Genomic DNA, 14158 nt, shown 5'->3' on the forward strand with positions numbered 1-14158 from the left:
ACTGCTTCAACCGCGGGCGCACCGTACCGACGGTGCATCAGGGGCCGGCCTCGCACGGGGCCGTTCCCGCACCCGTGTCGGTAATACGTTCGTACTGGAAACCTGTCCTATACGGACGACCGGATTGGCTATACGTATGGATAGGACGTGTACATGAATCCCGACGTGAATCAGTTGCAGCCGAAGGCGGGGCGCAAGGAATGGATTGCGCTCTTCGTGCTCCTTCTGCCTCTGCTGCTCGTTTCCATGGACGTTTCGGTGCTGTACTTCGCGGTGCCGTACATCAGCGAGGAAATCTCGCCGAGCAGCACTGAACAGCTGTGGATGTTCGACATCTACGGATTCGTTCTGGCCGGCACGCTGCTGACGATGGGCTGGCTCGGCGACCGTATCGGCCGCCGCAAGCTGCTGCTCATCGGCACCGTCGGCTTCGGCCTGGCCTCGGTCGCCGCGGCCTACGCCTCCAGCCCGCTGATGCTCATCATCGCCCGCGGTGTGCTCGGCATCGCCGGTGCGGTGCTGACGCCCACGACCGCCGGTCTCATCCGCAACATGTTCCACGACGAGAAGCAGCGCCAGACCGCGGTGGCGATCTGGACCGGCGGCCTCGCCGGCGGCATCGGTCTCGGCCCGGTCATGAGCGGTCTGCTGCTCGAACACTTCTGGTGGGGCTCGGTCTTCCTCGTCAACCTGCCCTTCATGGCGATGCTCCTGATCCTGACCCCGCTCCTGGTGCCCGAGTCCCGTGACCCGAACGCCGGCCGCTTCGACTGGATCAGCTCCTTCCTCTCCCTCGCCGCGATCCTCCCGATCATCTACGGCATCAAGGAATGGGCGGCCAACGGCGTCAACGGCACCCGCATCGGCGCGATCGCCGTGGGTGTGGTCATCGGCCTGCTGTTCGTGCTCCGCCAGCGCCGCCCCGACCCGATGATCGACCTGAGGCTGCTCAGCCGCCGCGAGATCAACGGCCCGGTCTTCAGCAAGATGATCGCCATGTTCTGCCTGGTCGGCATGTCGGCCTTCACCGCCCAGTACCTCCAGTCCGTGTACGGCCTGACCCCGCTCGTCGCCGGTCTGTGGAGCCTGCTCCCCTCGGCGGGCGTCAGCATCACCACCCCGATCGTCACGATCCTCCTCAAGAAGGGCGTGCACCGCTCGATCCTGGTCAGCGTGGGCTACATCATCGGCATCGCGGCCTTCGCGGTACTGACCCTGGCCACCCCCGACTCCGGGATCTGGGTCATCCTGCTCTCGGCGGGCATGCTCGCCGGCGGCCTGGTCATCGTCATGACCCTCGCCACGGAACTGCTCGTCGGCTCGGCCCCGCCAGAGCGGGCCAGCATCGCCGCCGCCACCCTGGAGACGGGTGCCCAGCTCGGCGGTGCGCTCGGACTCGCGGTCATGGGCTCCGTCGCCGGCGCGGTCTACCGCGACGAGGTCGTGGGCGCCCTGCCGAACGGGCTTCCGGAGTCGGCCACCGCGGCGGTCGAGCAGACCCTGGGCGGGGCCGTCGCGGTCTCCGGCCAGCTGCCCAAGGAAATCGGCGACGCCGTCCTCGGCGCGGCCCGGGAGGCCTTCACCAACGGAGTCCAGACCACCGCCTACATGTGCATGGCGCTGCTCGCCGCCGGTACGGTCTTCGCCGCGACCTACCTGCGCAAGGTCAACGTCCGCCCGGACGCGGTCAACCCCGACCTGATCGTCGACGCACCGGTGCTGCAGGACGCCCCGATGCGCTGATCCACCTGCCACCGGCCATTCCTCAACCCCCCGCAGACGGGTGGCCGGCCGCGAAAACGAAGACCCCCGCCGGATTTCCGGCGGGGGTCTTCGCCCTTTTCCCGGCGAGTTTCCCGCGAAAACAGGTACCCCGAATATCTCGCGGCACCGGACCTAGGGGTGGATCAACGGCCTTCAGGGGGTCTGTGCTCTGGCCCGTCCGGACTCCGCGTCAGTTGAATGAAAGGCGCACAGGCGGGATGCCGCCGCGCTGGTCCGATTGAGACTTGGAGAGCAAAAACAGTGATCAAACTCCCTGAGGCCGACGGGACGCTGACCGAGTACCACCCCAATCAGTCCCCGCGAGTGGCCACTCCCGACAGCAGCCCCTTCCGCACCCGGTCCCCGCTGGCGACCGCGCACATCCTGGGCGACCCGCTGGCCGGCAACGAGCCCTTCGGGCCGCCCATGGGTCCGCCGCCGCCGGCGGCCGTCGACTGGGACGCCACCCTTGAGGTCCGCCGCAACCTCTGGAAGCACGGTTTCACCCTCGCCGAGGCGCTGGACACCGCGCACCGCGGCATGGGCCTCGACTGGCCCGCGTCCGTGGAGCTGATCAACCGCTCGGCCGCCGAGGCCAAGGCCGTCGGCGGCAAGCTGGCCGTCGCCGTCACCACCGACCAGCTCAACCCGTTCGCCCCGGCCTCCCCCGAGGACATCACCAAGGCGTACGAGCAGCAGCTTGAGGTCGTCGAGGGCGCCGACGCGTCCGCCATCATCATGTGCAGCCCGCAGCTGGCCCCGCTGGGCCAGGGCCCCGAGGCGTACGCGGAGCTCTACGGCTCGCTGCTGCGCCAGGTCTCGAAGCCGGCCGTCCTGCACTGGGTCGCGTCCGACTGGAACCCGGGCCACACCGGCTACTGGGGCCACCAGGACCTCGACGCGGCGCTCGACACCCTCATCGACATCGCGAAGAACAACGCCGACAAGGTCGACGGCATCAAGATCGCCGCGCTGTTCCTCACCCCCGAGCGCCAGGTGGAGATCCGCCGCCGCCTCCCGGAGGGCATCCGCTTCTACACCAGCGACACCGAGAACTACTCCGAGCTGCTGGTCGGCGACGAGCACGGCTTCAGCGACGGACTCACCCCGGTCTTCGGCGCGTTCGCCCCGATCGCCGCCGAGGCGCTGCGCGCGGCGGACGCCGGCGACCACGCCCAGGCACGCGCGCTCCTCGACCCCACCCAGGAGCTCTCGCGCCACCTCTTCTCCGGCTTCGGCCGCAGCATCATCTTCTTCAAGACCGGCCTGGCCTTCCTCGGCTGGCTCCGGGGCGAGACCAGCCACTACCAGATGGTCTGGGGAGAGTCCTCGGCCCGCTCCCTGCCGCACCTGGCGAAGCTGTACCGCATCGCCGACAGCCTCGGCACCCTGCCGGACCCGGCACTCGCCGAGCGCCGCTTCCGCGCCTTCCTCGGCACGTACGGAATAGAGCAGTGACCGCCGCGGTCGTACTCGGCGGCGGCATGGCCGGACTGCTGGCCGCGACCGTGCTCGCCGACCACGTCGACGAGGTCGTCGTCATCGAGGGCGACCGGTACCCCGACGCCCCCGGACCGCGCCGCGGCCTGCCCCAGGGACAGCACAACCACCTGTTCATGAAGGGCGGCGCCGACGCCCTTGACGAACTCCTCCCCGGCACCACCGCTCTGCTGCGCGCCGCCGGCGCCAAGCAGCGCGGACTGCCGCAGGACATCCTCACGCGCGGCCCGCGCGACTGGTTCGAGCGCAGCCACACCGACACCTGGCTGCTGCTCATGAGCCGGGCCGTGCTCGACGACGTCGTGCGCGGCCAGGCACTGAAGAACGAGAAGCTGAAGGTCCTGCAGAACACCAAGGTCATCGGCCTGGTGGGGGACGCGCAGCGGGTCACCGGCGTGCGCATCGAGAAGGGCGGCCGCGAGGCCGGCCAGTCCGTGACGGAGGAGACGCTCGCCGCCGACTTCGTCGTCGACGCCACGGGCCGCCGCGCCCGCACCCCGCAGTGGCTGCAGGAACTCGGCGTCGCCGCGGCGGCGGAGGACGTCGTCGACGCCGGCTTCGCCTACGCCAGCCGCTGGTACGAGGCTCCCGAGGGCACACCGGAGGACTTCCCCGGCGTGATGATCCAGGTCCAGCCGGGCACCGGCCGACCGGGCCGGGGCGTGGCCCTGCTGCCCAACGAGGGCAACAAGTGGATCGTCACCCTGTTCGGCTCCAAGGGCGGCGAGCCGCCCACGGACGAGGAGGGCTTCGCGAACTACACGGGCGACTGGGACCACCCCGTCATTCCCAAGCTGCTCGCGAACGCCACCCCGCTCACCGAAATCCGCTCCTACCGCGGCATGCAGAACCGCTGGCGGCATTACGAGAAGGCGGAGATGCCCGAGGGCTATCTCGTCGTCGGCGACGCCAACGCGGCGCTGAACCCCACGTACGGAACGGGTATGACCGTATCCGCCAAGAGCGCACTGGAGCTGCGCGCCGAACTGCGCGCGGGCGGCGGTCTGACACCGGGCCTGGCCAAGCGGGTACAGGGGCGCATCGCCAAGATCGTGGCGTTCGCGTGGCAGACCTCGGCGGGCAACGACGTGTTCTTCCCGGGTGTGCAGACCTCCGTACCGGTCAAGGGCGAGAAGTTCCAGATCTGGCTCGCGGCCCGCATTTCGCAGGTGGCGGCCCGCAATCCGACCGTCTGCAACATCGCCTTCACCGTCGGCACGTTCGTCGCCCCGGTGAGCCGGATGTTCTCCTTCGCCTATCTGTGGCCCGTTTTGCGCGGACCCCGGAAGCCGGCCCTCACGGCCGACCAGGCCATCGCCCAGTTCCCCGGATTCGGGAATCTGCTGGACGACGCCCGTGCAGAAGGACGGGTACCCGTGTCCCACCCCCAGTAGCACCCCGATAGGGGGCCCGCCCGTCCACATAAGGGTTGGCTCCCTACGGTGCGCTGAATAGCGTCATTTCGACGGCACCCGCAGGGTGCCGTCACGGCTTTCAAAAGAGCTCTGGACATCTCGAGGAGGGTGCCCCGCATGAGCGGCGACCAGGAATTCTCCGTTTCCGACCGGAATTCGGGGGAGCATGGCGTTCCGGGCGGGGCGGCTCCCACTCCCGCAGTGATCCCCTGGGTGCTGCACGGCACCGGCGAGGCGGCGGTCTGTGCCCAGGCGCTGAAGCTGAGCGCCTTCCTCTCGGAGCGCGGCCCGCAAGGGCAGGCACCCCGCCCGCACGACATCGGCCTCTCCCTGGCGACCACGCGCGCCGCCCTGCCGCACCGCGGCGTGGTCCTCGGCACCGACCGCGAAAGCCTCCTCGAAGGTCTCGAGGCCCTCGCCGCCGGCGGCCTCGGCGGCACCGTGGTCACCGGCCCCGTGACGGGCACCGGCTCCACCCCCGCGGTCTTCGTCTTCCCCGGCCAGGGCTCCCAGTGGCAGGGCATGGCCGTCGAACTGCTCGACACCGCACCGGCTTTCGCCACCGCGCTGGCCCAGTGCGCCACCGCGCTGAGGGCCTTCACCGACTGGGACCTGGAAGACGTGCTGCGCGGCGAGCCGGGCGCACCGACCTTCGAGCGGGTCGACGTGGTCCAGCCCGTGCTGTGGGCCGTCATGATCTCGCTGGCCGCGCTGTGGCGCTCGTACGGGATCGAACCGGCGGCCGTCGTCGGCCACTCGCAGGGCGAGATCGCCGCCGCGTGCGTGGCCGGAGCGCTCACCCTTGAGGACGGCGCCCGCGTGGTCGCCCTCCGCAGCCAGCTCATCGCCGAGGAACTGGCCGGCCAGGGCGGCATGATGTCCGTACCGCTGCCCGCGGCCGAGCTGGAGACCCGCCTCGCCCCGTGGCAGGGGCGCGTACAGCTCGCCGCCGTCAACGGCCCGGGCTCCACCATCGTGGCCGGCGAGAACGCCGCGCTCGACGAGGTGCACGAAAACCTCACCGCGCAGGGCGTCCAGGCGCGCAAGATCCGGGTGGACTACGCCTCCCACTCGCACTACGTCGAGGCGCTGAAGGACAAGCTGCACGTCCTCCTCGCCCCCGTCCGCCCGCGCCGCTCCGAGATCGCCTTCTACTCGACGGTGACCGGCGCCCTCATCGACACCTCCGAGCTCGACGGCTCCTACTGGTTCACCAACCTGCGCCAGACCGTCCGCTTCGAGGCCGCCACCCGCGCCCTGCTCGCCGACGGCTACGGCCTGTTCGTCGAAGCCAGCCCGCACCCCGTGCTCCGCAACGGCCTCGGCGAGACCTTCGAGTCCGCCGGCGCCCAGGCCACCGCCGTCGGCTCGCTGCGGCGCAACGACGGCGGACTCCTGCGCTTCGCCACCTCCCTGGCCGAGGCCTCGCTCGGCGGCGCCCCCGTCGCCTGGACCGACTTCTTCGCCCCCGACGCCCGCGTCACCGACCTCCCCACGTACGCCTTCCAGAACCGCCGCTACTGGATCGACTCGACCACGGGGGGCGCCGACGTCACCGCCGCCGGACTCGACTCCGCCGCCCACCCGCTGCTCGGCGCCGTCATCACCTCGTCCGCCTCCGGCGAGACCGTCTTCACCGGCCGCGTCGGGCTCTCCTCGCACCCGTGGCTCGCCGACCACGAGGCCCTCGGCAGCGTGCTCGTCCCCGGCACCGCCTTCGTCGACCTGGCCCTGCGCGCGGGCCGGCACACCGGCAGCGAGTCCGTCCGCGAGCTCACCCTCCAGGCACCGCTGGTCCTGCCCGCCGACGGCCGGCTCCAGCTCCAGGTCACCGTCGGCGCACCCGACGAGGGCGACGGCCGCCCCGTCACGATCCAGTCCCGCGGCGAGAACGGCGACGACACCTGGACCCGCCACGCCACCGGCACCCTCGACGCCCGCGCACCGCTCGCGGCGGCCCCCGCCGCGGACCTGGCCTCCTGGCCGCCGCCCGGCGCCGAACCCGTACCGCTGGAGGGGGCCTACGAAAGGCTCCTGGACCGCGGTTACGCCTACGGACCCGTCTTCCAGGGCCTCAAGGGCCTGTGGCGGCGCGGCCGCGAGCTGTTCGCCGAGGTCGAGCTGGACGAGCAGGCGCACACGGACGCCGCCCGCTTCGATCTGCACCCCGCGCTCCTCGACTCCGCCCTGCACGCCGAACTCCTCGCCGGACAGGACGAGTCCGGCGACACCGTCCTGCCCTTCGCCTGGACCGGCGTCACCCTGCACGCGATCGGCGCCACCTCGCTGCGCGTCCACCTCGCCGAGGCCGGACCCGACGCCACGCGGATCACCGCCGCCGACGGCACCGGCGAGCCCGTCCTGACCGTCGACTCGCTCGTCGCCAGGGCCGTCTCCCCGGAGCAGCTCGCGGCCGCCGGCGCGGGCAGCGGCCCGCAGCCGTACGCCGTGCGCTGGATACCGGTGTCGACGACCGCGGGCGCCGCGCGACCCGCCGCCGGCAGCTGGGCGGTGGCCGGATCCGGCGCCGCCGCCGACGACCTCGCCGCCGCCCTCGGCGTCCCCGCCCACGAGGACCTGGCAGCCCTCGCGGACGCCACCGCCGACGCCCCGCCCCAGGTGGTCGTCGCCCTGCTCACCGGATCCGCCGAGCCCGGCGACGTACCGGCCGCGGTGCGCCGGAGCACCGGCCGGGCCCTGGAACGCGTCCAGTCCTGGCTCGCCGACGACCGCTTCGCCGACGCCACCCTCCTGCTGGTCACCGGCGGCGCCGTCGCCGCGGCCGGGAACGGCGCCCCGGACCTGGCCCAGGCCCCGCAGTGGGCCCTGCTCCGTTCGGCCCAGGCCGAGAACCCCGGCCGGTTCGTCCTCGTCGACACCGACGCCGACCTCGCCGCCGGTACGGCGCCCGGCGCGGACGCCCTCGCCGCGGCCCTCGCCACCGGGGAGCCCGAGACCGCGCTCCGCGACGGCGAGGTCCTCGCCCCCCGGCTGACCGCCGCCGATCCCGCGCCCCGCGCGGAATTCGACCCCGAGGGAACCGTCCTGATCACGGGCGGCACCGGAGGCCTGGGCGCGCTCGTCGCCCGCCACCTCGTCACCCGGCACGGCGCCCGCCGGCTGCTGCTCACCAGCCGCCGCGGCCCCGCCGCGCCCGGCGCCGCCGACCTGCGCGCCGAGCTGGCCGAACTGGGCGCCGAGGCCGAGATCGCGGCGTGCGACACCGCCGAACGGGACTCCCTCGCCGCCCTGATCGCCGGGATAGACCCCGCCCACCCGCTCACCGCCGTCGTGCACGCCGCCGGCGTCCTCGACGACGGCCTGATCGGCTCCCTCACCGCGGAGCGGCTCGACGTCGTCCTGCGTGCCAAGGCGGATTCCGCCTGGCACCTGCACGAGCTGACCCGCGACCTGGACCTGGCCGCCTTCGTCCTGTTCTCCTCCATCGCCGGGACGCTCGGCTCGGCCGGCCAGGCCAACTACGCCGCCTCCAACGGCTTCCTCGACGCCCTCGCCGCCCACCGCCGCGCCGCCGGACTCCCCGCCGTGTCCATGGCGTGGGGCCTGTGGGCCGACGGCACCGGTATGACCGGCCACCTCGACGAGGCCACCGTCGCCCGCATGCGCCGCGGCGGGTTCCCGCCCATCGCCGCCGCGGAGGGCCTCGCCCTCTTCGACAGCGCGTTCACCGCCACCGCGGACGGCGGGTCGCTGCGCGTCCTGCTCAAGCTGGACACCGCTGCGCTGCGCGTCGCCGCGGGCTCGGGCACCGTACCGGCCCTGCTCCGCTCCCTGGTCCGGGTCCCGCTGCGGCAGGCCGTCAAGGCCGACCGCGGCGAGGCCTCCTTCGGAGACCGGCTGGCCTCCTTGTCGGGAGGCGAGCGGACCAAGGCCCTCCTCGACCTCGTACGCCGCCAGGTCGCCGAGGTCCTCGGCCACGGCAGCGTCGACGCCGTCGACCCCGACCGGGCCTTCAAGGAGCTCGGCTTCGACTCCCTCACCGCCGTCGAGCTGCGCAACCGCGTCAACGCGGCCACCGGACTGAGGCTGCCCCCCACCCTCGTCTTCGACTACCCGAGCGCCCGCGTCCTCGCCAAGCACCTGGAAGGCCAGTTCGCGGGCTCCGGCGCCCAAGCAGGCGGGGCCGCCCCGGCCGCCGCCGCGGCCGACCCGGACGAGCCGCTCGCCATCGTCGCCATGGCCTGCCGCTTCCCCGGAGGCGTGGAGTCCCCCGAGGACCTGTGGAAGCTGGTCGCGGACGGCACTGACGCCGTCTCCGCCTTCCCCGGGGACCGCGGCTGGAACATCGACGAGCTCTACCACCCCGAGCCCGGCCGGCCCGGCCGTACGTACACCAAGTCCGGCGGGTTCCTCCACGACGCGGCCGACTTCGACCCCGGCTTCTTCGGCATCAGCCCCAACGAGGCGCTGGCCATGGACCCGCAGCAGCGTCTGCTGCTGGAGACCTCCTGGCAGCTGTTCGAGCGGGCGGGCATCGACCCGGCCACCCTGCGCGGCAGCTCGACCGGCGTCTTCGCCGGCATGATGTACCACGACTACGCGGACAGCAGCGCGGCCGGATCGATCGTCTCGGGCCGCCTGTCCTACCACTACGGCCTTGAGGGCCCGGCCGTCACGGTCGACACCGCCTGCTCCTCCTCGCTCGTCGCCGTCCACCTGGCCGGGCAGGCGCTGCGTTCCGGCGAGTGCTCGCTGGCCCTCGTCGGCGGTGTCACGGTCATGGCCACCCCCGGTGTCCTCATCGAGTTCGGGCAGCAGCGCGGCCTAGCCGCGGACGGCCGGTGCAAGCCGTTCGCCGACGCCGCCGACGGCACCGGCTTCTCCGAGGGAGTCGGCCTCCTCCTGCTGGAGCGGCTCTCCGACGCCCGGCGCAACGGCCACCAGGTCCTCGCCGTCGTGAAGGGCTCCGCCGTCAACCAGGACGGCGCCAGCAACGGCCTGACCGCCCCCAACGGCCCCTCGCAGCAGCGCGTCATCCGCCAGGCCCTCGCCTCGGCCGGACTGTCGGCCGCCGACGTCGACGCGGTCGAGGCGCACGGCACCGGCACGGTGCTCGGCGACCCGATCGAGGCCCAGGCCCTGCTCGCCACCTACGGCCAGGACCGGCCCGGGGACCGGCCGCTGTGGCTCGGGTCGATCAAGTCGAACATCGGCCACGCACAGGCCGCGGCCGGAGTCGCCGGCGTCATCAAGATGGTCGAGGCCATGCGCCGCGGGGTGCTGCCCCGGACCCTGCACGTGGACCGGCCCTCGCAGAAGGTCGACTGGGAGGCCGGCGCCGTCCGGCTGCTCACCGAGGCCCGTGACTGGAGCGCGGAAGGACCCCGCCGCGCGGGCGTCTCCTCCTTCGGCATCAGCGGCACCAACGCCCACGTGATCGTCGAGCACGTGCCCGACGAGGAACCCGGGTCCGCCGCCGCTCCCGGGTCCGCCTCCCCCGGGCCGGAATCCGCCGAGGACACCGGCGCCGTCGCCTGGCTGCTGTCCGCGGCGGGCGGCGAAGCCCTCGCCGACCAGGCCCGCCGCCTGGCCGACCACGTCGCCCGGCGCCCCGGGCTGCGCCCGGTGGACGTCGCGTACTCCCTCGGCACCGGCCGCCCGCTGCTGAGCCACCGTGCCGTCGTCGTCGGGGAGGACCGCGAGGAACTCCTCGGCGCGCTCGCCGGGCTCGCCGGGCAGCCGCCCGCCGCCACGGCCGCCTCCGGCCCCGCCGGGTCCACCGCCTTCCTCTTCACCGGCCAGGGTGCGCAACGGCCGGGCATGGGGCGCGGACTGTACGAGGCCCACCCGGTGTTCGCCCGAGCCGTCGACGCCGCCGCCGAGGCCCTCGACCCGCACCTGGAGCGGCCGCTGCTCGACGTCATGTGGGGCACGGACGCCGAACTCCTGAGCCGCACCGAGTACGCCCAGCCCGCCCTGTTCGCCCTCGAGATCGCCCTGTTCCGGCTCGCCGAGTCCTGGGGCATCCGACCGGACTACCTCGCCGGGCACTCGGTGGGCGAGCTCGCCGCGGCCCGCGCCGCCGGCGTCTTCAGCCTTGAGGACGTCGCCGCGCTCGTCGCCGCCCGCGGCCGCCTGATCCAGAACCTGCCGGCCGGCGGCGCCATGGTCGCCATCCGGGCCGCCGAGGCCGAGGTCGCGCCGTTCCTGGACGACGCGGTGTCCCTCGCCGCCGTGAACGGCCCCTCGTCCGTGGTCGTCTCCGGCGCCGCGGACGAGGTCCTCGCCCTCGCGGCCCGCTTCGAGGCGGACGGCCGCAAGACGAGCCGTCTCAAGGTCAGCCACGCCTTCCACTCGCCGCTCATGGAGCCCATGCTCGACGACTTCCGCACGGTCGCCCGGAAGATGACCTACCGCAAGCCGGCCATCCCCGTGGTCTCGACGCTGACCGGCCGGCTCGCCACCGCCGAGGAGCTCGGCGACCCCGAGTACTGGGTCCGGCACGTACGCGGCACCGTCCGCTTCGAGGACGCCGTGCGCACCCTCGACGCCCACGAGGTCACCACGTACCTCGAACTCGGCCCCGACGCCGTCCTGTCCTCCCTCGGCGCGGACTGCCTCACCGGCGAGCGCGACGTCGCGTTCCTGCCCGCGCTGCGCCGCGACCGGCCCGAGCCGCGCGAGCTGGTGGCCGCCGCCGGCCGGGCCGCGTCCCGCGGCGTGGCCGTCGACTGGAGCGCCGTCCACACCCCGCGGCAGCCGCACCGCGTCGAACTGCCCGGGTACGCCTTCCAGCGCCGCCGCTACTGGCTCGACTCCGTCGCCGGCAGCGGCGACGTCACCACCGTCGGCCAGCAGAGCGCCGGACACCCGCTGCTCGGGGCCGTCGTCGAACTGCCCGACACCGACGGCCTCGTCCTGACCGGGCGGCTCTCCGCCACCGGCCAGGCCTGGCTCGCCGACCACGACCTGCTCGGCACCGTACTGCTCGGCGGCGGCGCACTCGTCGAGCTGGCGCTGCACGCCGCGGCGCGCACCGGCTGCACCGGGCTGCGGGAACTCGCCGTCGAGAGCCTGCTCGTGCTCCCCGAGCGCGACACCGTCGACCTGCGCGTCACCGTCGGCGCACCGGACGCGTCCGGAGCCCGCCCGGTACACGTCCACTCCCGCACCGGCACCGGCACCGGCACCGGCACCGGCCCCGACTCCGGCTGGCGCCGGAACGCCACCGGCACCGCCGTCCCCGGCCACACCCCCGCACAGACCCCGGACACCGGCGCCGCCTGGCCGCCCGCCGGCGCGACACCGCTGGCCACCGACCGCGCGTACGAGGAACTCCTCGCCCGCGGTTACGGATACGGGCCCGCCTTCCAGGGGCTGCGCGCCGCCTGGCAGCGCGGCCGGGAACTCTTCGCCGAGATCGGGCTGCCCGAGGGCGCGGACCGGGACGCGGACCGCTTCACCCTCCACCCGGCCCTGCTCGACGCCGCCCTGCACGCCCAGCGCCTCACCGCGGACGCCTCCGTGCAGTACGACGCCGACTGGCAGGGCGTCGCCCTGCACGCCACCGGCAGCCGTGACCTGCGCGTCCACCTCGCCCCGGCCGAGGACGGGGGCACCGCGCTGACGGCGAGCGACACCGACGGGCGGCCCGTGCTCACCGTCGACCGCCTCGTCTCCCGCCCCGTGACGGCCGCCGAGCTGACCGCGGGCCGGGGCATCGCCCAGGAGGCACTCTTCCGGCTCGACTGGCAGGACGCACGGCCGGCCGGGACCCGGATCCGTCCGCAGGGCATCGCGGTGCTCGGCGGCGACCGGCTCGGCCTCGGCGAGGACGTACCCGCCCACCAGGACCTGGAAGCCCTGCTGGCCGACCTCGAGCGGGGCGCGGCGCCCGAACTGGTGGTCCACCTCGCCGACGGCCCCGACGCCGCCCCCGAGACCCTCGCCCTGCTCCACCACTGGACCGCGGACGAGCGGCTCGGCACCCTGCCGCTCGCCGTCGTCACCCGCGAACACAGCGCCGCCGCCGGCATGGTGCAGGCCCTGGTCCGCACCGCGCGCGCCGAGAGCGGCTGCCCGCTGACCCTGGTCGCCCTGGACGGCTCCGACGAGTCGCTGCACGCCCTGCCCGCCGCCCTGGCCTCGGACGAGCCGGAGACCGCGCTGCGCGCAGGCGCCGCCCTCGTCCCGCGGCTCACCCCGGCCCCGGTCCCGGCCCCCGCCGCCGCGCCCGCCTGGGACCCGCAGGGAACGGTCCTGGTCACCGGCGCCGCCGGCACGGCCGGCGCGCTGGCACGCCACCTGGTCACCGAGCGGGGCGTGCGGCACCTGGTGCTGGCCACCGAACAGGGCCTTGCGGCGGACGCCGACGGGGTGGGCGGGCCGGACGCGGAGATCTCCGTGCTCACCACCGACCTCACCGACCCCGCCGCGGTCGCCGCGCTCCTCGCGACGATCGCCCCCGAGCACCCGCTGACCGCGGTCGTCCACACGGCCCACGACCTCGCGGACGGCTCCTCGTTCGCCGGGTTCACCGCCGACCGCCTCGCCGCCGCCGGCCGGGCCGACCAGGCCGCGTGGAACCTCCACAGGGCGACCCGCGACAGCGACCTCGCCGCCTTCGTCCTGGTCTCCTCGGCCGAGGCGCTGCTGCAGGGCGACGGGCAGTCCGGCACCGGCTTCGCCCAGATCGGCTTCGAGGCCCTCACCGGGTACCGCCGGAGCCGGGGCCTGCCCGCCACCGCCCTCGCCTACGGCCCCTGGCGGACACCGGGAACGGCCGCCGCAGCCCAGGAGCGGGCCGGCCTGCCCGCGCTCACCGCCGAGGAAGGACTCGCCCTCTTCGACGCCGCCCTCGCCCAGGAGGCGGCGGGAACCCTGGCCGCCGTCCGCCTCGACCGGGCCGCGCTGCGCACCCGGCCGGAGGAACTCCCGTACGTCCTGCGCTCCGTGGTCCGCACCCCGGCCCGGTCCGCGGCGGCCGCCGGCGGCGCCTCCCTCGCGGAGCGGCTGGCGGGGCTGACCGCGGACGAGCGCGAGCGGACCCTGCTCGCGCTGGTCCGCGAGCACGTCGCTGCGGTGCTCGGCCACCCCGACCCCGAAGCGGTCGACCCCGAGCGGGCGTTCCAGGAACTCGGCTTCGACTCCATGGCGGCGGTCGACCTCCGCAAGCGCCTCGGCGCCGTCACCGGGCTCTGGCTGCCCGCCACCCTCGTCTTCGACCACCCGACCTGCCGCGCCGCGGCCGGCTACCTGGACGGCGTGCTCGCCCCGCAGGACGCCGACGGCGCCCGCCCGGTGCTCGACGAGACCGACCGGCTGGAGACCGCCCTCGCGGCCGCCGCCCCCACCCTGGCCGAAGCGGCCAGGATCACGGCCCGCCTGGAGGCCCTGCTGCGCAAATGGCGTGACGCGCAGGACGGTGCCGCCACCGCGGAAACAGACGACGAATTCGCCTCGGCCACGGACGACGAGTTGTTCCAGGCCCTGGACGACCTTGAGATTGGTTGATGTGC

At 74.0% G+C, this 14158-nt stretch carries 4 protein-coding genes; all 4 read left to right on the forward strand.

Annotation, left to right across the window (positions count from 1 at the left end; translation table 11 throughout):
* Nucleotides 1-216: 216 nt before the first annotated feature.
* The 4 genes from ACFYXV_RS19380 (at nt 217) to ACFYXV_RS19395 (ending at nt 14153) form a co-directional block, all read left to right on the forward strand.
* Nucleotides 217-1743: an MFS transporter gene (locus ACFYXV_RS19380; RefSeq protein WP_385466719.1), complete on the forward strand. Its 1527-nt coding sequence runs from the start codon at nt 217-219 to the stop codon at nt 1741-1743.
* Nucleotides 1744-2025: 282 nt separating this feature from the next.
* Nucleotides 2026-3222, forward strand: a complete 1197-nt coding sequence (locus ACFYXV_RS19385) for a DUF993 family protein (protein ID WP_385466716.1) — start codon at nt 2026-2028, stop codon at nt 3220-3222.
* Nucleotides 3219-4658, forward strand: coding sequence for an NAD(P)/FAD-dependent oxidoreductase (locus ACFYXV_RS19390; protein ID WP_389383564.1), 1440 nt, complete (start codon nt 3219-3221; stop codon nt 4656-4658). The genes ACFYXV_RS19385 and ACFYXV_RS19390 overlap by 4 nt, the downstream gene beginning before the upstream one ends.
* Before the next feature lie 222 nt (nt 4659-4880).
* Nucleotides 4881-14153, forward strand: coding sequence for an SDR family NAD(P)-dependent oxidoreductase (locus ACFYXV_RS19395; RefSeq protein ID WP_389383565.1), 9273 nt, complete (start codon nt 4881-4883; stop codon nt 14151-14153).
* Nucleotides 14154-14158 lie beyond the last annotated feature (5 nt).

Source organism: Streptomyces sp. NPDC002181, from assembly GCF_042890485.1.
Classification (GTDB): domain Bacteria; phylum Actinomycetota; class Actinomycetes; order Streptomycetales; family Streptomycetaceae; genus Streptomyces.